The sequence below is a fragment of the Microvirga aerophila genome (assembly GCF_003332305.1).
Lineage (GTDB): Bacteria > Pseudomonadota > Alphaproteobacteria > Rhizobiales > Beijerinckiaceae > Microvirga > Microvirga aerophila.
Map to the genome: position 1 here is coordinate 1 of NZ_QOIO01000031.1, position 24,528 is coordinate 24,528.

General features: G+C 60.9%; 18 protein-coding genes and 4 pseudogenes. 8 read left to right on the plus strand and 14 right to left on the minus strand.

Annotated features, from left to right (window positions below):
• Window positions 1-382: 382 nt before the first annotated feature.
• From DRB19_RS17275 to DRB19_RS17290, 4 genes and pseudogenes are all read left to right on the plus strand, one after another.
• Window positions 383-1,138, plus strand: a complete 756-nt coding sequence (locus DRB19_RS17275; RefSeq protein ID WP_114187275.1) for an ImuA family protein — start codon at window positions 383-385, stop codon at window positions 1,136-1,138.
• The gene (locus tag DRB19_RS17280; RefSeq protein ID WP_114187276.1) at window positions 1,056-2,558 is read left to right on the plus strand and encodes a Y-family DNA polymerase; all 1,503 of its coding nucleotides are present in this window, start codon (window positions 1,056-1,058) and stop codon (window positions 2,556-2,558) included. The genes DRB19_RS17275 and DRB19_RS17280 overlap by 83 nt, the downstream gene beginning before the upstream one ends.
• 38 nt (window positions 2,559-2,596) lie before the next feature.
• A pseudogene (locus DRB19_RS31900) lies at window positions 2,597-2,785 on the plus strand (PHP domain-containing protein); the annotation flags it as partial.
• Between the two features lie 104 nt (window positions 2,786-2,889).
• Window positions 2,890-5,916: pseudogene (locus tag DRB19_RS17290) on the plus strand (error-prone DNA polymerase); the annotation flags it as partial.
• A 28-nt stretch (window positions 5,917-5,944) separates the two neighbouring features.
• Here DRB19_RS17290 and DRB19_RS17295 read toward each other — a convergent pair.
• The 5 genes and pseudogenes from DRB19_RS17295 to DRB19_RS17315 all read right to left on the minus strand — a co-directional run bounded on the left by DRB19_RS17295 (window position 5,945) and on the right by DRB19_RS17315 (window position 11,779).
• Window positions 5,945-7,567 carry an ABC-F family ATP-binding cassette domain-containing protein gene (locus DRB19_RS17295; protein WP_114187278.1) on the minus strand — a complete coding sequence of 541 codons (1,623 nt, stop codon included), beginning with the start codon at window positions 7,565-7,567 and terminating at the stop codon, window positions 5,945-5,947.
• A gap of 1,379 nt (window positions 7,568-8,946) precedes the next feature.
• Complete coding sequence (locus DRB19_RS17300; protein WP_114187279.1) at window positions 8,947-9,156, minus strand: hypothetical protein; 210 nt, start codon at window positions 9,154-9,156, stop codon at window positions 8,947-8,949.
• A 220-nt stretch (window positions 9,157-9,376) separates the two neighbouring features.
• Window positions 9,377-9,784: an amidase family protein gene (locus DRB19_RS17305; RefSeq protein WP_114187280.1), complete on the minus strand. Its 408-nt coding sequence runs from the start codon at window positions 9,782-9,784 to the stop codon at window positions 9,377-9,379.
• A 154-nt stretch (window positions 9,785-9,938) separates the two neighbouring features.
• Window positions 9,939-10,661: pseudogene (locus DRB19_RS17310) on the minus strand (amidase).
• A complete protein-coding gene (locus DRB19_RS17315; protein WP_114187281.1) occupies window positions 10,658-11,779 on the minus strand; it encodes a M20 family metallopeptidase in 1,122 nt (373 codons plus the stop codon). The pseudogene DRB19_RS17310 and the gene DRB19_RS17315 overlap by 4 nt, the downstream one beginning before the upstream one ends.
• A 309-nt stretch (window positions 11,780-12,088) precedes the next feature.
• Here DRB19_RS17315 and DRB19_RS17320 point away from each other — a divergent pair, with 309 nt between their 5' ends.
• From DRB19_RS17320 to DRB19_RS17330, 3 genes and pseudogenes are all read left to right on the plus strand, one after another.
• Window positions 12,089-13,156: an alkaline phosphatase D family protein gene (locus DRB19_RS17320; protein WP_114187282.1), complete on the plus strand. Its 1,068-nt coding sequence runs from the start codon at window positions 12,089-12,091 to the stop codon at window positions 13,154-13,156.
• Window positions 13,157-13,311: 155 nt separating this feature from the next.
• Window positions 13,312-13,572 (plus strand): annotated as a pseudogene (locus DRB19_RS17325) (MBL fold metallo-hydrolase); the annotation flags it as partial.
• A 220-nt stretch (window positions 13,573-13,792) separates the two neighbouring features.
• Entirely contained in the window at window positions 13,793-14,638 is an 846-nt protein-coding gene (locus DRB19_RS17330; RefSeq protein WP_114187284.1) for a lysine/arginine/ornithine ABC transporter substrate-binding protein, read from the plus strand.
• Between the two features lie 340 nt (window positions 14,639-14,978).
• Here the strand turns inward: DRB19_RS17330 and DRB19_RS17335 are convergent, their stop codons facing one another.
• Genes DRB19_RS17335 through DRB19_RS17375 form a run of 9 tightly spaced genes read right to left on the minus strand, consistent with a single transcriptional unit; the run spans window position 14,979 to window position 23,170 of the window.
• Entirely contained in the window at window positions 14,979-15,326 is a 348-nt protein-coding gene (locus DRB19_RS17335) for a RidA family protein (protein ID WP_114187285.1), read from the minus strand.
• Between the two features lie 27 nt (window positions 15,327-15,353).
• A complete protein-coding gene (locus DRB19_RS17340) occupies window positions 15,354-16,472 on the minus strand; it encodes an NAD(P)/FAD-dependent oxidoreductase (RefSeq protein ID WP_114187330.1) in 1,119 nt (372 codons plus the stop codon).
• A gap of 5 nt (window positions 16,473-16,477) precedes the next feature.
• Complete coding sequence (locus DRB19_RS17345) at window positions 16,478-17,938, minus strand: NAD(P)/FAD-dependent oxidoreductase (RefSeq protein ID WP_114187286.1); 1,461 nt, start codon at window positions 17,936-17,938, stop codon at window positions 16,478-16,480.
• The gene (locus DRB19_RS17350; RefSeq protein WP_114187287.1) at window positions 17,935-18,258 is read right to left on the minus strand and encodes a (2Fe-2S)-binding protein; all 324 of its coding nucleotides are present in this window, start codon (window positions 18,256-18,258) and stop codon (window positions 17,935-17,937) included. Before DRB19_RS17350 ends, DRB19_RS17345 begins: the two co-directional genes overlap by 4 nt.
• A complete protein-coding gene (locus DRB19_RS17355; protein ID WP_114187288.1) occupies window positions 18,239-19,375 on the minus strand; it encodes an NAD(P)/FAD-dependent oxidoreductase in 1,137 nt (378 codons plus the stop codon). The genes DRB19_RS17350 and DRB19_RS17355 overlap by 20 nt, the downstream gene beginning before the upstream one ends.
• A 4-nt stretch (window positions 19,376-19,379) precedes the next feature.
• Complete coding sequence (locus DRB19_RS17360) at window positions 19,380-20,180, minus strand: ABC transporter permease (protein WP_114187289.1); 801 nt, start codon at window positions 20,178-20,180, stop codon at window positions 19,380-19,382.
• On the minus strand, window positions 20,177-21,037 hold the full coding sequence (locus DRB19_RS17365) for an ABC transporter permease (RefSeq protein ID WP_114187290.1): 861 nt from the start codon (window positions 21,035-21,037) through the stop codon (window positions 20,177-20,179). The genes DRB19_RS17360 and DRB19_RS17365 overlap by 4 nt, the downstream gene beginning before the upstream one ends.
• A complete protein-coding gene (locus DRB19_RS17370; RefSeq protein ID WP_114187291.1) occupies window positions 21,037-22,089 on the minus strand; it encodes an ABC transporter ATP-binding protein in 1,053 nt (350 codons plus the stop codon). The genes DRB19_RS17365 and DRB19_RS17370 overlap by 1 nt, the downstream gene beginning before the upstream one ends.
• Before the next feature lie 37 nt (window positions 22,090-22,126).
• Window positions 22,127-23,170: an ABC transporter substrate-binding protein gene (locus tag DRB19_RS17375; protein ID WP_210207492.1), complete on the minus strand. Its 1,044-nt coding sequence runs from the start codon at window positions 23,168-23,170 to the stop codon at window positions 22,127-22,129.
• 123 nt (window positions 23,171-23,293) lie between these two features.
• Here DRB19_RS17375 and DRB19_RS17380 point away from each other — a divergent pair, with 123 nt between their 5' ends.
• Entirely contained in the window at window positions 23,294-24,202 is a 909-nt protein-coding gene (locus tag DRB19_RS17380; protein WP_245439608.1) for a LysR substrate-binding domain-containing protein, read from the plus strand.
• Window positions 24,203-24,528: the final 326 nt, after the last annotated feature.

Sequence of the window (24,528 nt, forward strand, 5' to 3'; positions counted from 1 at the left end):
GAAGAAAGAAGGTTTCGAGAGTCGTGGCTGTAGTCATGCTGGCAATGCCCCTTGGTCAATGTCTTAGGCTTACATTCGGTAGTAACAAATGGTTTGGTTGATCTTTGGAATGCAGGGCCGCGCTTTGAAGTGCCATTTTGTTTACAATGTGGTTGCTATCCGGAGCGCGGCTTTCTCTGCGGAGACTGTTGCGGGAGAGTCACGGCCGAAAGACCTGCCGCTCACCAGCCATGCCATAGAGGACTGACATTCTGCTGAGAGCAAAGCGCGGTATGAAACATTCTTCTCCTCACAATTCACAGGCTTCCGCGACCAATTGACTTAACGGAAGTCGAGAACATAATAGGAACATCCTCAACGCGAAACCGATTTGGCACGGGATATGCAACATGCCGGGCAACAAGACAGGCTTGCCGATTTGCGGCTTCGAATTGCCCGCCTGGAAGGCAGATCGCGCAGGACAGGCCCTCTGCCGTTCGGCATTGCCCAGATTGATGATCATCTCCCGGGCGGTGGCTTGGCGCGCGGCGTCCTCCACGAAATGATCAAAGCCGGAGTGGCTTCCGAGTTTGCCGGCTGCGCTACCCTCTTTACCGCCGGCATTGCGGCACGTCTCAAAGGTCCTGTTCTATGGTGTCTGACGCGACGGGATCTGTTTGCCCCCGGATTGTCCCGAGCAGGCCTTCATCCGGACCGGGTGATCTATGCCGAAGCCCCGCGTGACCAAGACATCCTCCCCTTGGTCGAGGAAGGATTGCACGAGAAAGGTCTTGCGGCTGTTGTCGGCGAAGTCACGCGTCTCGACCTTACAGCCTCGCGTCGACTGCAACTTGCCGCTGAAGGATCGGGCGTGACCGCCCTGATCATCCGGCGTTGGTGGACCGTCGCGGAGAAGGATCTGGTGAGGCTCCCGACTGCGGCCACGACTCGATGGCGCATTGCCCCCGCACCCTCCGAGGGAATGCCGGCTCCTGGTCTCGGATGCGATCGTTGGCAGGCCGAACTCCTGCGCTGCCGTGGCGCCGAACCCCGTACCTGGATTGTGGAGGCCTGCAATGCGAAGGGTCGTCTCGCTCTACCTGCCGACCTGGCCCACCGACCGGGTCAGGCGGCGGTCAGGGGAGCCGCCACGCGATGAGCCGCTCGTGACCGTTCACACTGTCGGATCGCGACGCATCCTGCGCGCGGCCTGCGCCGCTGCTCAGGACCTCGGCCTCCACTCCGGCATGGCGCTCGCCAAGGCCCAAGCCTTGGCGCCGAAGCTCTATGTCGTCGATGCGACGCCGGACGAGGATGAGGCATCGCTGCGGGAGATGGCCCGTTGGGCCATTGGCTACTCGCCCGTGGTCGCTCCCGATCCCCCCGATGGTCTCTGGATTGATATTGAGGGAGTGGCGCATCTCTTCGGCAGCGAAGAGGATCTGCTCCAGGATCTGACGGACCGCCTCTCGTGCCAAGGCATCGCGGCGAGAGCGGCCGTCGCCGACGCCCCTGGCGCCGCCTGGGCCGTAGCACGCTTCGGATCCGGCGGGATTGTGCCGACGGGTCGAATGGTGGATGTGGTTGCGCCCCTTCCTGTCCGGGCCTTGAGGCTTGCAGCCGACAAGCTCAGCGCCCTGCACCGACTCGGAATCGACCGGGTCGGACAGCTCGCAGCCATCCCCCGCGCCCCGATGGTCCGCCGTTTCGGTCGGGACGTGGCGTTGCGGCTCGATCAAGTCTTGGGTCACGCCTTCGAACCGATCTCTCCGCTCATCCCTCAGGAGACTCCCATGACCAGCTGCGTGTTCGCGGAACCTGTCGGCCGCCTCGAGGATCTCAAGAAGGTTCTCCTCCGCCTTTGCCGGGATTTATGCCGGCAGTTGGAGAGACGAGGCGAAGGCGTGCGACGGCTCGACTTCATCGTCCAACGTACCGATCAGAAAGGGGCAAACCTGCGGATTGGCACCGCCAGAGCCACACGGGATGCGAGCCATCTCGCCAAGCTCTTCGATGAGCGGCTGCAGACCATCGATCCTGGCTTCGGCATTGAGGAGGTCGTCCTCATCGCCAGCAAGGTCGAGCCCATGGCCGAGGCACAGACCGAGGCGCGGGGCATCGCGGAGAATGACTCATCCGACGCAGATATGGGCCGGCTTGTCGATCGTCTCGGCGCCCGCATTGGCGTGGGAAAGGTTTACCGCTTTGCTCCTGTCCAAAGTCTCGTGCCGGAACGCATGGCTCGAAAGATCCCGGCTCTTGCGCCGCCTACGGGATCGGTCTGGCCGGAAGCCCTGCCGCGTCCTACCCGCCTCCTCGATCCGCCGGAACCGGTCGTAGCAACCGCCCTCCTGCCGGATCATCCGCCAGCCTTCTTCGTCTGGCGCAAGGTTCGGCACAAGGTCGCCAGGGCCGATGGGCCGGAGCGCATCGCGCCGGAATGGTGGAACGGCGACAAGGGCTCGGCGGCTCGCGACTACTATCGCGTGGAGACGGAGCAAGGCGGCCGCTTCTGGATCTTCCGCGACGCCCCCACCGATGAAGGTGGGCGCTGGTGGATGCATGGGCTCTTTTCCTGATGTATGCCGAACTCTAGGTCACGACCCACTTTTCATTCCTGCGCGGAGCATCGAGTCCAGCCGAGCTGTTCGAACAGGCGAAACTTCTCGGGATCACAGCGCTTGGCATTACGGACAGCAATTCGCTGGCCGGTATCGTACGCGCCTATGAGGCCTCGAAGGAGTCGGGTGTTCGCCTTGTCGTCGGCTGCCGGCTTGATCTCATCGATGGGACGTCTCTTCTCGTCTAGAGCATCGGACCGTTAAGTGGACGCGCCACCGGCGGCTTCGGCATGGCTCCAGGATGGCTGAGATGCAGACCTCATCGGATCTGACTTCTCGTCCGATGCTCTACCCGACGGATCGCGCCGCTTATTCGCGCCTGTGTCGCCTTTTGAGCATCGGCAAGAGCCGCGGCGGCAAGGGTAAATGCCTTCTCGTATGGGAGGACGTTATCGCTTGGAACGAAGGCATGCTTGCCATCCTTCTTAGCGATGAGCCAGATGACGCCCTCAGGACAAACCTCGCTCGCCTCAAGAGCACGTTCGGCAACCGGGCCTACATGGCTTTGATCCGGCGCTTTGCTCCTAATGAGCATCTGCGTCTCTATCATGTGGAGCATTTGGCTCAGGCCACCAACGTGCCGACGATTGCCATCGGTGACGTTCTCTATCACCACCCCGCCCGCAGGCGTTTGCAGGATGTGGTTGCGTGCATCCGACAAGGCTGCACCATTGATGAGGCCGGCTATCGGCTGGAACGTCATGCCGACCGTTATCTCAAGGATCCGGCAGAGATGGCGCGCTTGTTCGAGCGCCATCCGGAAGCCGTTCGCCGCGGCCGGGAAGTCCTTGATCGCTGCGCCTTCTCCCTCGATGAGCTGTGCTATCAATATCCATCCGAAACGGAATTCAGCGAGACCGCTCAAGAGAAACTCGAACGGCTGACCTGGGAAGGAGCCGGACACCGTTACCCGGACGGCGTTCCTGATGTGGTGGCGGCGACCTGCCGCCACGAACTGCACCTGATCGAGGAACTGGGTTATGCCCCCTACTTCCTGACCGTTCATGCCATCGTGAGCTTTGCCAAGTCGCGCGGCATCCTGTGCCAGGGACGCGGCTCTGCAGCGAACTCCGCTGTGTGCTTCGTGCTCGGCATTACGTCGATCAATCCCACCGAGCATGATCTCCTGTTCGAGCGCTTCGTCTCCCAAGAGCGGCGCGAGCCGCCAGACATCGATGTGGATTTCGAGCACGAGCGCCGTGAGGAGGTGATCCAGTGGATCTACGACACCTATGGCCGACACCGTGCGGCGCTGACTGCCGTGGTGAGCTGCTATCGCGCTCGCGGCGCCGTGCGCGAGGTGGGCAAGGTGCTTGGCGTGCCGGAAGACGTGACGTCCTCCCTGGCCGGTCTCGTCTGGGGATGGGGCAATGACGGCGTGACCGACAAGGACGCTAGGGAACTCAACCTGAATCTCGATGATCCGCGCCTTCGAATGACGTTAGATCTGGCGAGTGAACTGATCGGCGCGCCGCGCCATCTCTCGCAGCATCCGGGTGGATTTGTGCTGACCCAGGATCGCCTTGACGATCTCGTCCCCATCGAGCCTGCCGCCATGGAAAACCGCCAGGTGATCGAGTGGGACAAAAACGACATCGACACACTGAAATTCATGAAGGTCGACGTGCTGGGCCTCGGCATGCTCGGCTGCATGCGTCGCGCCTTCGATCTCCTGCGCGAGCACAAGGGCGAGGTCCGGGACATTGCCACGATTCCAGCCGAGGACGAGAAAACCTACGCGATGATCCAGCGGGCCGACACGGTCGGCGTATTCCAGATCGAGAGCAGAGCCCAGATGGCGATGCTGCCGCGCCTGAAGCCGAAGACCTTTTACGACATCGTCATTCAGGTCACCATTGTGAGACCAGGCCCGATCCAAGGCGACATGGTGCACCCTTACTTACGCCGCCGCGAAAGCCGCGAGGCACCGGAATACCCGAGGCCCGAGCTGAAACGCGTTCTGGAGAAGACGCTCGGCGTGCCGCTCTTCCAGGAGCAGGCGATGAGGGTGGCTATCGAGTGCGCCGGCTTCACGCCCTCTGAAGCCGACCAGCTTCGGCGCGCCATGGCGACCTTCAAGTTCACCGCTGGCGTCTCGAAGTTTCGGCACAAGCTCATCGAGGGCATGAAGAGCCGCGGCTATGACGAAACCTTTGCCGAGCGCACCTTCAAGCAGCTCGAGGGCTTCGGCTCTTATGGTTTTCCGGAAAGCCACGCGGCGAGCTTCGCCAAGATCGCCTATGCCTCCTGCTGGATGAAGCGTCACCATCCGGACGTGTTCTGCTGCGCCATCCTCAACTCCCAGCCCATGGGCTTCTATGCTCCGGCGCAACTCGTGCGGGATGCGCCGGAGCACGGCGTTGAAGTTCGGCCCCTCGACATCAATCATTCTCGATGGGATTGCACGCTGGAGCCGACAGGAAACAGTCAACGCTTTGCAGTTCGCCTCGGATTCCGCATGGTCCATGGTCTTGCCAATGCCGATGGAGCCTTGATCCCGATTGCTTGCGCCGAGCGGCCCTTCTCATCGATCGAGGATCTGTGGCGCCGGACCGAAATCCCTGTTTCTGCTCTCGAACGCCTGGCCGATGCTGACGCCTATGGTTCGCTTGGCGTGAACCGCCGCGATGCTCTCTGGACGATTCGAGGATTGTCGGACGAAGCGATGCCGCTGTTTGCTGCAGCAGACGAGAGAGAGCGCACGATCCAGCCCGATACGGTTGAACCTGCGGTTCAGCTCACGCCCATGACCGAGGGACGCGAGGTGGTGGAGGATTATCGGTCGAAAGGCCTGACCCTGCGCCAGCATCCCCTCGCCTTCCTGCGACGGGAGTTCACAGAGCGACGCATGATTTCCTGCTCTGACCTGCGGCACGTCAGGGATGGACGCCGCATCACGGTGGCAGGCCTCATCCTTGTGCGGCAGAAGCCTGGCTCCGCCAAGGGTGTGACGTTCATGACGGTCGAGGACGAGACCGACGTGGCCAATATCGTGATCTGGTCCACCCTGTTCGAGAAGCAGCGGCGGCTGATCCTGTCGTCGGGCCTGATCGGCTGTAGGGGAAGACTCCAGCGTGAAGGAGAGGTGGTTCACCTCATTGCGGAACACTTCATCGACCTGTCGGATCTTCTGCGCAGCGTCGGGGAGCGGGACCAGCCCCTACGCATGCGCCATGGGCGCCGCGATGAAGCTAAAGCCGGGACGCGCGAGATGCTCCGCAGAGGGGTCGAGGAATCGGCACATTCGCCTCCCGCATGCACTCCCGAGCACGACAACGCCTGCGTACTGCGGATAGCAGCCCGAAATTTCCGCTGATGAAAGACCTGCCCAAACGAAGCCGCGATCAATTCCGCAAACCCGGAGCCTCCTGCCCGGTGCGGGCCACATACTCCGTATAGCCGCCGCCGTACTGGTGGATGCCCTCCGGCGTGAGCTCAAGAAGCCGGTTGGATAAAGCTGCGAGGAAATGGCGATCGTGGGAGACGAAGAGCATGGTGCCCTCGTAGCGCGACAGCGCGTCGATCAGCATCTCCTTCGTGGCCATGTCCAAATGGTTCGTGGGCTCGTCGAGCACCAGGAAGTTCGGTGGGTCGTAGAGCATCTTGGCCATCACCAGCCTGGCTTTCTCACCCCCCGAGAGCACGCGGCATTTCTTCTCAGCATCGTCGCCCGAGAAGCCGAAGCATCCGGCAAGCGCGCGTAGCGAGCCCTGCCCCGCCTGCGGGAACGAGTCCTCCAGAAATTCGAACACCGTGCGGTCGCCGTCCAGCACCTCCATGGCGTGCTGGGCGAAGTACCCCATCTTCACGCTGCCGCCGACCGCGACCGTTCCTTCATCGGGCGAGGTTGCGCCCGCTACCAGCTTCAGCAGCGTCGACTTGCCGGCGCCGTTGACGCCCATGACGCACCAGCGCTCTTTCCGGCGGACTCCGAAGTCCAGTCCTTCGTAGATGGTCCGGCGGCCATAGCGTTTGTGAACATTCTTCAGGCTGACCACATCCTCCCCTGAGCGCGGCGCCGGTTGGAAATCGAATGCGATGGCCTGCCGGCGCTTGGGAGGCTCCACCCGGTCGATCTTCTCCAGCTTCTTGACCCGGCTCTGCACCTGTGCGGCGTGGGAGGCGCGCGCCTTGAAGCGCTCGATGAACTTGATCTCCTTGGCGAGCATCGCCTGCTGCCGCTCGAACTGAGCCTGCTGTTGCTTTTCGTTCAGCGCGCGCTGCTGCTCGTAGAATTCGTAATCGCCCGAATAGGTCGTCAGCGTCCCGCCGTCGATCTCTATGATCTTGTTGACGATGCGGTTCATGAACGCGCGGTCGTGCGACGTCATGAGCAACGCGCCGTCATATCCTTTCAGGAACTCCTCCAACCAGATGAGGCTCTCGAGATCGAGATGGTTGCTCGGCTCGTCCAGGAGCATGACGTCCGGGCGCATCAGCAGGATGCGCCCCAGGGCAACGCGCATCTTCCAGCCGCCGGACAGACCTCCGACATCGCCGTCCATCATTTCCTGGCTGAAGCCCAGTCCGGCCAGAACCTCGCGCGCCCGGCCCTCGAGGGAATAACCGTCCAGCTCCTCGTAGCGGGCCTGCACCTCCCCATAACGCTCCAGGATAGCTTCGAGATCGTCCGCCCGGTCCGGATCCACCATCGCGGCCTCCAAGTCCTTCAACTCGGCCGCCACCTCGCTCACAGGTCCTGCTCCGTCCATCACCTCGGCCACGGCGCTGCGCCCCGCCATTTCGCCTACATCCTGGCTGAAGTAGCCCACCGTGATGCCCCGATCGACGGCAACCTGACCTTCGTCAGGCTGCTCCTCCCTGGTGATCATTCGGAAGAGAGTCGTCTTTCCCGCACCGTTGGGGCCGACCAGACCGACTTTCTCTCCTCTCTGGAGGGTCGCGGAGGCCTCGATGAAGAGGATCCGGTGGCTGTTCTGCTTGCTGACGTTCTCGACGCGAATCATGGACCTTGAGCCTAAAGAAATTGCGGCGGCGTTATGCCATGTGTCATGCCCGGCGACGAGCGCCCCCGATCGGGCAAAATGCCATAGGCTCAGGGAAGCGCCGGCCCTTAAAGCCAGCCCCTCGGTGAGCCAATGTCGCCCGCTTGGTCAGATGCACGTTTGGGAGGCTGTGAGGGGGAAGTAGGGTTCAAACCCTTGCCCTGTAAATGGTACAGCCGCCCCGGCTCGAACGGGGGACCCCCAGATCCACAATCTGGTGCAGACGGCTAAAAGAGCGTAACAAACTCGACCATTCGTGACTGCCTAAGCTACTGATAAAGAAGAAATTTGGCGTTTATGTTCGCCTGAGTTATGCTCAAGCCATAACCCTGCATAACAGGGCTCTTCTGTTACCCCTGTGTTACCCCAGACAGTGCCCTGCTGTGAGACGCCATACCCTCTCTGCTGGTGCTAGGCTGCAGCCCAAGCGGCCTCCACAGCGGCTTCCATCACAGGTTATATCCTCCAGCCAGCATCAAAGCACAGTTTTCGCTCTTCCGGGTGATCAGGCACCAAGTGACGCGGCCCTAGAGATCCCGCGATGCATTTCACGTCGGGCAGGACGCGGGTTCGTCTTTAGCAAGGGACAAGGCGGCTTCAGCGGGTGGTCGGAGGCAAAGGCTTGACTGGATGCCTAGATCGCGAAGACACGGGCAGTGATGCGCCGATGGCAGTTCCATGATTTGCCGTGTACCGCAGTTACACGCCTCGGTGACCTTGGCATCCTCCCCCACCTGGTCGAGGCAATCCTGAACCACATTTCCGGGCATAAAGCTGGTGTGTCCAGCATCTACAACCGAGCGACCTACCCTAAAGAAAAGCGCGAGGCTCTCGATAGGTATCCCAACAAACGAAGGAGACCTTAGTCTTGCGCGGCCCTCCTACGGCTGTAGCGCTTCCGCCGCCCCCGGAACCCGCAAAGCCGACATTCCCCTCAACACAGCGAGCTATTGACTCGCCACCGCCCCCGGAGACACTCACATCTATCCTGCCAGAGGTGTCAGCAGAGGCTACGATGCCACTGCCGCCCGAGCCTGCCGTGTCGAGTTTTCCATTGGCGGCACCAATGCCTCTGCCCCCGGAACCGGCTGAACCGTCTCTGCCCACGCCAGAAGAGATTGTCGCAGAAAGCTTGAACGCCATTCCATTTCCAGACCTTTCGCCTCTCGTTCGCTCCGCCCACGTTTTGATTGGATCGATACTGTAGGTGCTATCGAAGTCCCGCGTAGTCCGCAGTCTGAGGCTCTTGAAGTGAGCCCGGAGAGGCAAGTCCCGAGCCTGATCCGAAGTCCTTGGCCAAAGGATCCCACGAACGCGCCGCCTTCTTCAGGGTCTAGGAATTAGCGGGGATTGCTGAAGAAGGTGTCCTCGGCTGCGAGGTCCGCAATCTGCTGCGCCAGGGCTTGCGCGGCAGAGAGCAGTCCCTGCCGCTCGTCGTCCGTCAGTTGCCCAATCGGCGCACTCCAGCGGCGATCAGAGATCGGGTTCTCGACCTCCGCCGTTTCCAGCAGAGGCCCGTTGTCGTCCCAGCTCACGGTTAGCTTTGGCATAGAACAACTCCTGAGACGTTGGCCCACCAGCCAGATGCATAGATTACCCGATCCGGCCGCGGACACGAACTGCTCCGTGCCTCCTCTATCGGCCGGTGCGGCTATGGTGGTCCTCGGTGAATTGCCACTTGAGGCGCTCAGGTCGCTCGAAACGATTGTGTTCTTGGCATGAGCTCCGAAACGGGGATGACGGATCGACGAGGGGCATGGGGTGTTGCGGTCATGACAGGCGCTGGCCAATGGCCGCTGAAGCAGCTAGTGCGCGGCGGTCGTCGCCCCAGCGGCCAACCACCTGGATGCCGATGGGCATCCCCGAGGGTCCGGTCAAAGCCGGCACGGAGACGCAAGGCACTCCCAAGGCGGTCCACATCCGGTTGAAGACAGGATCTCCGGTCGCTCCCAATCCCTGCGGCGCCTCTCCGGGCGCGCTCGGAGTAAGCAGCACATCAAGCCCGTCCAGCACATTGCTGCAGCCGGCGCGTGCCTCCGCCACCAGCGCCTTGGCGGCATCGTAGTCCTCGGGCGCGAGGAGCGCGCCAGCCTCCAGAAGTTCACGCAGCTTTGCGCTGAGATGGTTGGAGGCGGTCAGCATCTCCGGCGCATGCGATCGCGCCGCCTCAAAAGCCATGATCGTCTTCTATGCCTCTAGCAGGCCGCACCACCGCTCGGGAAGGGCAACCTCGCGGACCTCCAGCCCAGCCCAGCTGCACGCAGCCGCGCAGCGGCCTCGTCGAGAGCCGTAGCTGTGGCAGGTTCGGCAGCCTCCCATGCATGGGTTCGGGTCAGGCCAATCCGTGGGCGGAACACCTCATCGTCGATGCGCATGTTTGCACGGCCTGCAATGACGGAGACGAAGAAGGCTGCATCCTCGACGGCGGTTGCAAAAACCCAACTGTGTCGAGGCTGTCCGCAAAGGGGCGCACGCCGGAGCGGTCGATCAGGCCAAAGGTGGGCTTGTAGCCCACGCAGCCGCAGAAGCTGGCCGGGCGGATGATGGACCCGGCCGTCTACGTGCCGAATGCCAACGGCACCATGCCACTGGCCACCGCGGCCGCCGAGCCCGAGGAGGAGCCGCCAGGGGTCCGGTTCGGATCGTGCGGATTGCGGGTCTTGCCCGCCTGGAAGTAGGCGAACTCGGTGGTTACAGTCTTGCCGAGGATCAGCGCACCCGCGCGCCGCGCCAAGGCCACGCAGGCTGCATCGCGCGGCGGCCGGAATGTCTCATAGAGCGGCGAGCCGTACCTGGTAGGCATGTCCGCCGTGTCAATGATGTCCTTGACTCCGATGGGGATGCCCTTCAGGGGACCGGAGCCAAACTGATCCAGGTACCGGGCCATCTTCAGGGCAGCATCCATGTCAAGATGCTGCTCAAGATGCTGCCATGCCTGCACCTGAGGCTCGCGTTCGCCGATGCGGTCCAGGCAGGCGCGGACCAGGGCCTCACTGGTGAGGTTGCCACTAGCGATGCGTCGCGCGGCTTCAAGGGCGGTGGGACATCCGGTCATTGGCACCAATCCTCAATAATCCGGCCATAGGCCTCCACGGCCTGGTCGATGCGCCAGATGAGGCAGTACTCATCCGTCTGGTGCGCCATGGCCGCCTCTCCTGGGCCAAGGATGACGGTTGGCAGGTTGCCCATGGCCGGGGTCAGCGCCGACGCGTCGGTGAAGTAGGTCGCCCCCTGCGGCACGGGCGCCGCTCCCAGGAGCGGCGTCATGATCTCGAAGACCCGCCGGATCCACGGGTTGCTGGGATCAGTCCAGACAGCCGGCACGTCGATGATCGGCGAGATCTCCATCTCGTTGCCCAGAAAGCGCCCAACCATCTCACGCACGGAGGCATGTGCCTGGCCCGGCACAGTGCGGATATCGAGGCTCACTTCGGCACGGTCGGGAACCGAGTTGGTGTTCAAGCCACCATGGAAGGTGCCGATGTTTAACGTCGGCCCGCCCAATACTGCGTGCCGCTGCACGTTGAAGTCAAAGTCCGTCAGCCTCACGACCGCATGCGCTGCTTTGATGACGGCATTGTCCCCCTTCTCCGGCATGGAGCCATGCGCGGTCACGCCCCCTGCGACGGCTTTCAGCCACAGGGCTCCTTTATGACCGATGAGCGGGGTATTCGATGTTGGCTCGGCGACAATCAGGGCACCGGCAGCGTCCGGGAGCCCCGCCTGTCGGCACAAATGGTAGGCTCCTTCCGAACCGGTCTCCTCACCGGCGGTGATGATCAGCACCGCGCCCGGGCCCTTTTCCAGCGCCGCATGGTGGGCGATGCAGGCCTCGACAAAGGCAGCAACGCCGCCCTTCATGTCGCTGGAGCCGCGGCCAAACACCCGGTCACCGTCGATATCGCCGCCAAACGGGTCGACCGTCCATGGCTGCAGACCAAGCGGCACCGTGTCCAGATGGCCGGTAAACGCAATCGGCAAGGCATCCCGGCCGCCGATGCGCGCGATCAGGTTTGTGCGTCCCTCCCCGAACGGAATTGCCGTGACGGTGAACCCGCTCTCTTCCAGTCGCTTGGCCACAAGGGCTGCACACTGAGCCTCATTGCCGGGAGGGTTGACGGTGTTCTGGCGGATCAGCGCCTGGGTAAGCGCAACAGCGGGTGAAGTCGACATGAGCCTCGCTTTCTGAGGAGTTTTGCAAGGACGAACTCACCGTAGGGCGGCTGGTCCTGAAGGGGCACGGGGTGGGATGCTAATTCGGTGTCGGCTGCAGCACCAGAGGCACTTGGCCCGGCGCGCGGCCGAAGCCTGTCCCTGCAAATCCTACCCTTTGGCGCTCGTCACGGGCTTTTGCATCAGCCAAATAGCAGCCTAGATCATGACGTCACCAAGAGCGACATCGATGGCCAACTCGACAGATGTTCGCCTGTCACAACCCGGCCATGCAACTCAGAGAAAGTCTCCTGGCTCGAGGGATCCGATATGCCGCTTCTCATTCTCGCGATCTTGTTCAGCTTGCTACTGCCTGACCCTCTTCATGCTCAGGATGTGCCCTCCCCTCTCCTGCGGATTGCCTTCGGCTCCTGTGCCGACGAGGAGAAGCCGCAGCCGATCTGGGATGCCATCCTGATGTATCGGCCCCAGCTCTTCCTGTTCGCAGGCGACAACGTCTATGGCGATGTGCGCCAGGGGCGCAATGTGCCGGATGCGGAGCTCCTCCAAAGCCTTCAGGAGTCGTATGCCCAGGCTGGCCGGATGCCAGGCATGGCGCGGCTCAGGAGCACCATCCCGCATCTCGCCACCTGGGATGACCACGACTACGGCAAGAATGATGCGGGGGCCGAGTTCGCTGGCCGCCACGAGGCACAGAAGCTCTTTCTGCAGTTCTGGAACGTGCCGCCGGCAGATGTGCGTCACCGGCGGGAGGGGATCTACCACAGTCAGACCTTCGGCCCTGACGGGCAGCGGGTGCAGGTGATCCTGCTCGACACCCGCTTCTTCCGCTCTCCGCTCAAGCCAACGGATCAGCGCAATGCCGCCGGTCGCGAGCGCTATCTGCCGGACGACGATCAGAGCAAGACGATGCTGGGCGAAGCGCAGTGGTCCTGGCTGGAGGATCGGCTTCGGGAACCCGCTGATGTGCGCCTCATCGTGTCGTCCATTCAGGTGGTGGCCGAGGGGCATGGCTGGGAGCGCTGGGGCAACCTTCCCCGCGAGCGGCAACGCCTCTACGACCTCATTCGCTCAACTGCCGCAGGTGGAGTGATCCTGCTGTCAGGGGATCGCCACGTGGGCGGGCTGTACCGCGAGACCACCGCCGCGCCTTACCCCCTCGTCGAGATCACCTCGAGCGGCCTCAACCAGGTCTTCCCCGGCAACCGGGAGGCCGGACCCAACCGGCTCGGCGCGGTCTATGGTGCCCCGAACTTCGGCACGATCGATGTGGATTGGTGGGAACGAACGGTCACTCTCTCCTTGCGGAGTGACAACGGGGAACCCGTACGCAGACAGGTCGTGCGCTTGGACGAGCTCAGGGCCTCCAGTCCATAGCTTGGAGGGAGAGATCGTCTTCTATGACAGGATGTTGGTTTCCCCTGGCTCCTGTCGGGGCAGCCGCGTAGGTTCATGGCTGCGGTGCAGATGGGGCAACTGCGTTGGCTCGAGGCGTTGGTGTCCTATCTCGAGATGCGGATGAGGTGATCGCGATGCGGCTGCAGGTTCTTGGGTGCAGTGACGCGTTCGGCTCGGACGGGCGCTTTCACACCTGCTTTCATGTCTCAGCAGGCTCAGCCAGTTTCCTGGTGGATTGTGGTGCCTCGTCGCTGATCGCCATGCGGCGGTTTGGGGTTGATCCGAACACTATCCGGACGGTGCTGATCTCGGACCTGCATGGCGATCACTTCGGTGGGCTGCCGTTTCTGCTGCTCGATGCTCAGTTCGTCAGCCGCCGGACGACCCCGCTCACTACCTCCTCGGACTGAAACATGAATCAGCTTACGGCATTCAAGCCGGTTAGTCATATGGGAGTAAGCGCGTTTAGTGCCTCTTACTGGGATTTGGGGAGCAGCCAGTGGCATGTTATCGTTGAGTTCGTCCCTAGCAGCTAGACTGGTTGACCTCGTCATCGAAATTGTCACAAAGCCATCTTGTGTGGGCTTGTAACTTGCTTGCACTGGGAGAATAGCAATGAGGCTCATCAAACTAGCTAGCCTTTCCCTCCTCTCTGCGATGCTCACTCTTGGTGGCGCGGCCGCCCAGCAGAAGACGGTCAGGATCGCCACCGAGGGCGCCTATGCACCGTGGAACTTCACCGGCGCGGGCGGTAAGCTCGAAGGGTTCGAGATCGACCTGGCCAACGACCTGTGCGGCCGCATGAAGGTGAAGTGCGAGATCGTGGCCCAGGACTGGGACGGCATCATCCCGGCGCTCAATGCCAAGAAGTACGACGCTATCATGGCGAGCATGACTATCACAGACGAGCGCAAGAAGGTCATCGACTTCACCATTCCCTACGCCCACACTCCGAGCGCCTTCCTAGCGGCGAAAAACTCACCTCTGGCCAAGATGCCGGGCACAGGCCAGACCTTCAACTTTGCAACCCAGCAGGCTGCTGCCGAGAAGGCGATCAACGATGTTAAGCCTCTCCTGAAGGGCACGAGTGTTGGAGTGCAGGTTTCAACCATCCAAGCCAATTTCGCGGATAAGTACCTGAAGGACGTGGCGGAGATCCGCGAGTACAAGACCACCGAGCAGCATGACCTCGACCTCTCCGCTGGTCGCATCGATGCGGTCTTTGCCGGCGTTGGCCAGATCATGGGCACGCTCGAGAAGCCAGAGTTCAAAGATTATTCGATCGTTGGCCCCTCCCTCACCGGCGGCGTGCTCGGAGCCGGCATTGCTGTGGGCCTGCGAAAGGACGAGACCGATCTTAAGAAGATGTTCGACGAGGCCATACAGGCAGCCGTTAAGGATGGTACAGTCAAAACCTTATCGATGAAGTGGTTTAAGACCGACGTGACTCCCCAGAGCTAGGAATGGGCCAGCCGTTCGGCATCTCGCTCGACGCCTGTTCTGTCTATAGGTCCGTCGTTGCGGTGTGCGCAGCTCGCTTTCGTCTCTGCATCGCCACTGGGTCACTCTCCTCTACTTAGAGAGCGTCTTGCGGAGGAAGTCGCAAGCAGGCGCTCGAAGGCTTAAAAGGCCAAGCGCCTGCCTAATCATGGTTTCCGTTACCGACGGATCCTGCACCGATCTAAGGCGGCCGGGAGCGTCAGTTTAGGCAAGGAGACGGGGGCGGCGGTTCCGACTGCAGGACCCTTATGCGAGGCCGCCACGGTTATCCCACCGAGCTCACCTCGTTTAGCCCCCCGGCTCAGCCTTTGACGGCGGTGACGACCACCTCGATCAAGGCGCCGCCGCCCAGATCCGAAACGCCGACCGTGGCGCGCGCCGGCAGATTGTCGCCGAAGAACTCAGTCCAGACTGTGTCCATTTCCTTCTTCTTCGACAAGTCAGTGACAAAGATCGATGCTGACACGACCTTCGTCGAATCCGTGCCAGCTTCCTTCAGGTAACCGGCGATCTTTTCAAGGATGTTGCGGGTCTGCTCACCCATCGAAACGCTGGTGTCATCGGCGATCGTACCCCCGACATAGACGAAGCCGTTTGCCTCGACGGCACGATGCATGATCGGCGTGCGGATATTTCTCTGAATCGTCATGTTGTCCTCTCCTGGGTTGAAAGAAAATCAGGCAGTGAAACGCTCAATGCCCAAGCCGTTAATCGGCGTATTGGTGTTGCCGGTGGCAATCAGTTCGGCCATCACTGCTCCGGCTCCGGGCCCTAGCTGGAAACCGTGAGCCGAGAAGCCGAACTGATGAAAGATGCCTTTATGGATGCGGCTCTTCCCGAAGACTGGAAGATCGTCCGGCATGCGACCTTCGATTCCCGCCCAGGCACGCACGATCGCCGCGCCGCGCATAATCGGAAAGAGATCCCAGACCGTTTTGGCATTCTCGGCGAGCTTCGCCCAGTCAAGAACTGTGATGTTCTGGTCCCGTAGGGCTCGTCCAAGATAACCGCCGCCGATCAGGACTGTGCCATTCGAGAACTGCTTGAACGACAACTTACGGCTGCGCAAGATCACCACCGGTTTGATGAAGTGCTCCACTCTTGCTGTGATCATGAGCATCGGCGCGATGACCTCGAGCGGCACGGGCTCACCCAGGTCGGCCGCAGTGCGGTCGGCCCATGCTCCGGCTGCGTTGACGACGTTGGCGGCACGGATGGCTCCGGCATCTGTGCTCACCATCCAAGAGGAGCCTTCAGCCTGGATTCCAGTCACACGGACGCCCTCGCAGAAGCGCACTCCTAAGATCTCAGCTTTGCGTCGGAAAGCCTGTGTCGTTTTGAATGGGAGCGCCGCACCATCGCGGCGGGATACGATTCCACCGGGACAACTTTCCGCAACAGCCGGAACCAGGCGGCGAAGCTCTCGCGCGTCGATCAGCTCCTCATGGGAAAAGCCAAGGCTGTTCAGTTCGGCCACGCGGGCTCGAAAACTGTCATACTCGGCTTCATCTTCAGCCACGAGGACTTGCCCATCCGACGTGAAACCGCAATCGTCGTCAACAAGATCCTCGATGCGGTGCCAAAGCTCCATGGAGTAAGCTGAGAGCGGAATCTCGGCCACGTGCCGGGCCAGCTGGCGTACGCCTCCGGCATTTACACCCGAGGAGTGACGCCCGGCGTGGTCCTTCTCAATGACAACGACTTTTAGCCCACGCTTAGCACAATGCAGGGCTGTCGAGCATCCGTGAATGCCCGCCCCAATAACAATGACATCAGGAGCCCCTCCCCCGAACACACTGCTCACCGCTCGACTGCCTTGATGGCGGCTGGTGTCTTTGGCAAGGCAGCCAATTCACCTAGGGTAATCGGCTTGATCGGCGGGCGAAGGCGATACCCGCCGACCTCAGTGGGTGGGACACCCCGCGCATCGGCGATCAGCTCGGTCACCGTTAGCCCACAAAGCCGACCCTGACACGGCCCCATCCCACAACGAAGAAATGACTTCATCTGGTTGGGACCAGTCACGCCCAACGCCACGGTTTCACGCAGCTTTCCGGCTGTCACCTCCTCGCACCGACAGACGATCGTGTCATCGGCTTTTGGAATACGGAATGCCTTGGCCGGTCGGTAGAGCACGTCAAGGAACCGCCGTCCTCGGCTGGCGCGCATTAGCTCAGCCCGGACTGGTGCAGCCCTCTGGTCGCGGTCGTTGGCCGAAAGTCGTCCAAGGCGATGCCCGGCGCCAAGCGCGGCAATACGTCCGCGGAGCGCAGCACTCTCGGCACCACCAATACCCGCTCCATCACCCGCAATTGCGAATCCCTTTACGGATGTCTCATACCAATCGTCGGTTTGTGGTACCCACGTGAGTTGATCCTCGTCCCAGTCGAGAGCGCAACCGACCGCATTCGCAAGATTGATATTGGGAACCACTCCCTGATGGAGCAGCAGGACGTCACAAGGAAGCTCTTCCTCCTTCGACCCATGGCGGAAGCGCACACTCTTGACCTGGCTGTCGCCATTGGCCGAGATCGCGGTGACACCGCGCACGATCCGCATGCCTCGCTCTGCCCCAAGGAGAAGCTTGAGCCCCTTGCCAAGGTACGGCGAACGCAGGAAGTCCGATGCGTGTCTGATCGCGCGTCCCCAGTTTTCAAGCGGGGTCGTGTCGAGCATCACGGAGATCGTCGCACCAGCCGCTCGCAACTGGGCTGTTAGAAGATACAGGAGCGGCCCGGATCCAGCCACGACGACCCTGCCGTCCGGCACAAGACCCGACGTCTTTAAGGCAATCTGAGCACCGCCGGCGGTCATCACCCCCGGCAAGGTCCAGCCCGGAATGGGAAATGGGCGTTCCAGCGCTCCTGTTGCGGCGATGACCTGTCGCGCCTGAATGAGACGGGCCGCTCCGCCCACGGAGACACCCACCTCCATACGACCAGGATCACTCGTGCCCTCGGCTGCCGGACCAACGCTCCACACCGTTGTTTCGGGAGCATATACGGCATCACTGGCCGTGAGCGCATGCACGAGATCGGTTCCTCGCCAGTAATCAGCGCCGAGCGTCTCCTTTGCCGCTACGGGAGTCGTCGTGATGCCACGATAGATCTGGCCACCCGGCGCAGGGTTCTCATCGATGAGCAGCGTCGAGAGTCCCTGCTCGGCGCCGGTCGCGGCCGCGACCATTCCGGCGGGTCCGGCTCCGATGATGAGAAGATCATAGCACTCGGACAAAGACGCAACGTCCTTGATCGTTTTCATGCGGCATCTCCCTTGGCCGAGTATTCCGACGCGATCGCGCGAGCACCCTTCTGGGTTTCGACCGCCATGCCTTCAGCCACGGGGATCAGGCAGCCTTGCCGGTTACCGATACCATTGATTGTAACAAGGCACTCAAAGCACACGCCCATCATGCAATAGGGTGCACGTGGCGCTCCCGAGACAGGGGTGGTCCGGCAGCTTTCCATACCGGATGCGAGCAGCGCCGCAGCAACCGTATCGCCCAGCCGAGCAGTGGCAGGACGACCATCGATCGTAAAGTTGACGGTCTCACCGCCAAGGTCAGGCAGCCGACGAAACATGAAACCTCCGGGAACTGAATGCTTCGAGGGATGCAGGAAGCACTCCCTCGAGAATATGATGGGCGAGAGTGAGCGTATGATTGGCTGCCAACGTCACACCTGAATGGCAGGTCACGACAAAGGCGCCGGGACAGCTCTGGGACTGGTCGTAAATGGGAAAGCCATCAGGACTCATGACGCGCAGAGCTGACCATGTTCGCACGACATTGAGCCCTGCGAGCAGCGGGAACATGCGCACGGCGCGCTGCGCCATTAGGGAGATGACCGGCGGTGTGACAACGGTATCGAAGTCGAGATCCTCTTGGCTGTCCCCGATCATGACGCCGCCCTCATCGGTCTGCCGCACGGTCACCATGGGATGATGCAGGAAAGGCGCGGCCTTTTCGGTCACGATGACCTGCCCCTTGCTTGGTCGCACGGGGGCGTGAAGCCCAACCATGGGCGCGAGCCGCGCATTGTCGAGACCTGCCGCCAGCACCAACTTTTGGACGCGCGCCTGTCCCCAGGGACCGTTAATCAGGAAGCCATCATGATCCGGCCTGATGGATTCAACGGGGGAATTCGGGCGGTAATCAACCTTTAGCCGCGCCATTGCCGTGTGGAGTGCACGAAACAGGCGCAGTGAGTTGACGTGCCCGTCCAGTGGGCAGAACACTGAGCCTACAACATCGGAGCCGATAGCCGGTAGGCGCCGTTTTGTCTCGTTATGATCCAAAATCTCGTACGGGTACTGCACCATTTTAGGTTGATTGTGCAGGCGGCGCATCGCGTTGATGCGAGCCTCCATCTCGGCCTCGGAGAGACATAGTACGAATCCGCCGGGCTGATGATGAGCTACGTCGATATCCGTCTCATCCCGCAGAGACTTCGCCAACGTGCTCCACTGCTCGGCCGAAGCTTTGGTCCAAGCGGCATACTCCGGCATACCAAGTCCTTTGGATTGGACCCACACCAGAGCGAAGTTTCCGCGGGAGGCCCGATAGGCGATGTCACCCTCGTCGAGCACGAGGACACGGGCACCGCGCCGGGCGAGGCCGTAGGCTGTAGCCGATCCGACCAAGCCTCCACCAATGACGGCGATTTCTGATTCGAAATGGGTTTCGATGTTCTGTGTCATGTTTCTAGCTCTTGGCGCTCCCGAGGAAGAGACGGTCGAGGCCGAATAGTCGATCGAGCACGATCATCAGGACCGCTGTCATCAGGATCAGAGATGCGGAGATCGAGGTGACGAGTGGATCAATATTGTCCTGAATGTAAAGGAACAGCCGGACTGGCAGCGTTGTGGTTGAGGGCGAGGCGATGAACACGGTCATGGTCACCTCGTCGAACGAGTTGATAAAGGCCAGTACCCATCCTGACACGACGCCGGGCATGATGAGCGGCAGCGTCACACGGCGGAAGGTGACGAAGGAGTTGGCCCCAAGGGAGATGGCGGCATGCTCGATACGCTGGTCAATCCCATAGGAAGCTGCCAGCACCAAGCGTAAGGCAAAGGGCAGGACGACGATGATATGGCTCAAGATCAATCCCAGGAATGAGCCGCTCAAGCCAATCTGTGAGAAGAACCGTAGGAATGCGATGCCGAGAACGACGTGAGGAATCATCAACGGCGAGAGGAACAATGCCGTCATGGCCTCTCGCCCGGGAAAGCGATAGCGGGCGATTGCCAGAGCAGCCGGTACTGCAAGACCGATCGCTATTGTCGAGGAGAGCGCGGCAAGCCACAGGCTATCCCGGAAGGCGCGGAGGAACTCCGGATAGTTCAAGATCGCTTTAAACCACCGTAGACTGAATCCTTTCGTCGGCAGCGACAGGTACCCTTCGGGCGTGAAGGCCACGGCACACACCACGACGATTGGCGCGAGAATGAACGTGACGAAGGTCGCATGAAAGGCTAGAGCCAGAGCACCGTTGTGTCTCATTCGAACACCTGTGCGTAGCGCCGTTCGATCAGGCGGTTTGATCCGACAATGATTGCAACGAGCGCACCGAGAAGGATCATCGCGATCGCCGCGCCAAGTGGCCAGTTCAGTGTGTTGAGGAACTCGTCATATGCCAGAGTGGCCGCGACCTTCAAACGGCGCCCCCCAATGATCGCGGGCGTAGCGAAAGCACTTGCAGCGAGTGCGAATACGATCACTGAACCTGAAAGGATTCCAGGGACGATTTGGGGCAGGATCACCCGCCGCCACACGGTGAACCCAGATGCTCCGAGGGACATGGCGGCATTTTCCACGTCAGGATTAAGGCGCTGCAGGGCGGCCATCACCGCCAGAACCATGAAGGGGACTAGAACGTGGGTGAGTGCGATGACCACGCCGGATTCAGTGAACATCAGATCGATAGGCTCGCGCACGGCTCCCAGCGTCAACAATGCTTGGCTGATAAGTCCAGTCGAACCGAACAAAAGCGCCCACCCCAAAGTCCGTGCGACCACGGATATGAGCAGCGGCCCAATGACGACAAGGAGAAACACACCCCGCCACTGGGGCGACATCCGGTTCAGAATATAGGCCTCGGGCACGCCGATTACGACTGAGATTGCGGTGACGAATAAGGCAATCCGTAATGTGCGGCCAAAGATTTCGTAGTAGTATTCGTCGGTGATCACTTCGTGCCAGTTCTTGATCGTGAACTCGGCGACGATTCCTTTGTACTGCCCCCAATCGTAGAATGAGAGGAGTGCCGTCATCACGAGGGGTGCGAGCACAAGACCGATGAAAACGAGAAGGGCCGGACCGCTGAGGAGCAGAGGAGCAAGCTTTGGGTTCGTCGTCATCACGACGCTCCCAGAGCTTCGATCAAGAGATCGTTCTCACCCCATGCTAGACGAACATTTTCGCCCTCCAGCGGCACCGCCGCGCCATCATTCTGTCGAAGCACAATGAGCGCGCCAAGCTCTGTTTCGATGTGGAATAACCAGTGCGTTCCTTGGAAAACCCGCGAGTGAACACAGCCTCGGATGCCAAGCGCCGGATCATCAACAAATGTAATCCGCTCTGGACGAACGGTTACGGTCACCGGACCTGTGGGGGATCGGTCCGGGACAGGGAGACGAAAGCCCGCTATATCGACAATGTGCCGGCTGCCCTCGCTCACCACTTTTGCCGAGACGACATTCGTCTTGCCAAGGAAGTTTGCGACGAAGGCGCTGGCCGGTCGGGCATAGGCCTCGTCAGGCCGTGCGATTTGCTCGACCCGTCCCTTGTTCATGATCACGATCCGGTCCGACAAAGCCATGGCCTCACCCTGATCATGCGTCACCAGGATTGTGGTGGTTCCAACGGAACGCTGAATGGTTCGAAGCTCAGTCTGCATCTCCTCTCGCAGCTTGGCATCGAGGTTGGAGAGGGGCTCATCCAACAGGAGGATCGCCGGTTGGATCACCAACGCACGAGCTAGAGCCACACGCTGCTGCTGGCCGCCCGACATCCGGCGCGGATACCGGTCAGCCAGTCCGGACAGGCCGACGAGATCAAGAGTTTGCTTAACGCGCTGCTCGCGCTCGGCACGAGGCACGCCCCGCATCTCAAGGCCGAACGCCACGTTCTCCGCAACGGTTACATGCGGGAACAGAGCATAGCTTTGAAACACGACTCCGAGCCCACGTTTGTTGGGCCGAACGCCGAAGAGATCGGTGCCCTCGAGCATTGCACGACCTGAGGTCGGTTCGACGAACCCAGCGATCATCTGCAGGGTGGTGGTCTTACCGCAGCCGGACGGCCCGAGGAGCGAGATGAACTCGCCCCTCGCAACCGTCAGATCGAGTGCCTCGACGGCCAACACTCCACCGTAGGCTTTGGTCAGCCGCTCGAGAGCCAAGTAGGACATAGGTCAGATCCTCTGAAAATCGGGTCCGAGAAAGCGCTTACCGCTCGACCTCGCGGGTCCAGCGCTTGTTCCAGTCTTCCCGGTGCTGATTGACAACATCCCAATCAACGGCCCGCAGGGTCTTTGCCTGTTCCCCGTAAGGAATGCCCTTCTGCTCATCTGGTGAGAGCGTCACAGTCTGGTTGACAGGCCCGAAGCCAGCGCTCTTAGCCATGACGCGCTGCACCTCTGGGGACACCAGATATTGCACGAAAGCCTGCGCTTCCTTGTTGTTCTTCGATCCCGCGATCGTGCAGGCTGCGGTGCCAAGTGCAATACCACCCTCCTTCGGGTAGACGAACTCCGCCGGAAAGCCGGTATCGGCTAGGACCTTTGCGCGCCCTGATCCCCAAACTGCGATTACAGCCTGTCCGTTCTGGAACAATTCCGTCATTTTCGCGGGCGACGGCTCATAGGCAAGCACGTTCGGGCCGATCTCGTTTTTGAAGGCTTGGAATCCGGGCTCAATGTTCGTCTCACCGCCACCGTTCAGAGCCGCCGCTGCAATGACAGCATGCACCCCGTATGTATTGTTCAGGGGAGGAACAACGAGCTTCTTCTTATATTTTGGATCCTTCAGGTCCGCCCATGACGTGGGAGCGGGCCACTTGTTTTCTTCAAAAGCTTTCTTGTTGTACATGAGCCCCGTCGCGACGAGGCCGACGCCGATAGCTTTATTCGACTTGAATTTCACAATCGGATAGACATCCTTGTAGACGTCAGCTGGCTCCAGATCCCCGCAGAATCCAAGCGCCACAGCCTGATAGGCCGGTCCATCGTCAACTACGATTACGTCGATCTGCTGATTGCCACGCTGTGCTTGGAGTTTGGCCAACGTATCCGTCGAGTTACCGGCAACATACTCAATCTTAACGCCGTGCTTGGCCTCGAATGGTGGAATGATTTCCTTACGGACCGCCTGCTCGAAGGAACCGCCGTATGAGGCAAAATACATAACCTTCTGCTGGGCCTGAGCCTGACTTATGGCTAGGACGCTGATCCCAGCAAGGCACACCGCGCGTGCCACACTCTTCCTCATCATTTTGTTCTCCCTCCGCTCCTGAAATGGTTTATTGCGGATGCTTGCCAGCGTTCCAGAGCAAGTTCATAACGTCAAATCAGAAATCAGCATGCTTCCATTCCGTATCCTTATGGAGCCGCTCTCTTGCCCAGCATCAATCTCCGCCAAGTGGAAGCCTTCCGGGCTGTCATGTTGACTGGTGGCATGACAGCTGCCGCTGAACTGCTTGGGATCACCCAACCTGCGGTCAGCCGACTGGTGCGGGAGTTTGAGATCTCCTCTGGCCTGTCCCTTTTTGAGCGGCGTGGGAACCAAATTACGCCGACCCCTGCCGCGGTGACACTCTTGGCCGAGGTTGAACGCTCGTTCGCTGGCCTCTCGCGGATCGCCGATCTGGCGCAGGCCATCCGAACCCAGGCAGCTGGAAGTCTCCGCATCGCCGTTCTTCCTGCCCTTGCCTCCGGCGCACTTCCACGCTTTCTGGGGCAGTTCCTGAAGGATCGTCCGCAGGTCCATACATCCGTTCTTGGAATGCCGTCGCACCTGGTTGTCGAGGCCGTTGCTGCAGGCCAGGCAGAATTCGGCTATGCAGCTGGTCCTCTTGAGAGGCCCGGCTTTCTCGTCGACCCCATTCCGTCCGCGGCCGTTGTTGCCCTTCCCAGGGGCCATCGGCTCGAAAGTCATACGATCATCCAGCCACAGGACCTCGCTGGCGAGCGCCTTGTTGGGATCGCGTCAGGAACTTTGTTCCGGTCAAGGATCGATACTGCACTGGCGGGGGTCAACCACCGCACGCTGATCGAAACACCTTTAACTTACACGGCTTGTGTCCTTGTGGCAGAGGGTGCCGGAGTCAGCATCGTCGATGCTTTTTCCGCCGGTGAATTCACCGATCGCGGCATTGTCGTGCGCCCATTTGAACCTTGGATCGAGAGCGGGATTGTCCAACTCAGGTCGCACCAGCGCCCACTGACACCCTTGGCGCAATCGTTCATCGAGGCGTTCACGGCGTTTCTTTCAACCGCGGCAACCAAGCACATGGGACTGCAATAAGCCTTTGGGCAGCACTCCCACTACTACGCGATCTTTGATTGTCATGATGGCAGCGTTGAGAAGCGCCCGCAGAGCAAGTGCAAGCCATGGCTGCATCCGGCTTCTCGACGCTGCCAACAAATGTATGGAAAAGACGCGAGCCAAGTCGCAAGACATAAGATCCGGCTGGTTGCTCAATCCTCTTGTACAGATCAGTCTTCACACTCGCCAGAGCCAAAGGTGGGCTGGCCCACCTATACTGATCGGTGCACTCTCCTTGACAAGGGCTGTGAATCTCCGCTCTAGGTCCGATTCTGGACGACGTTAGGAAATGCCCCGAAGAAGGA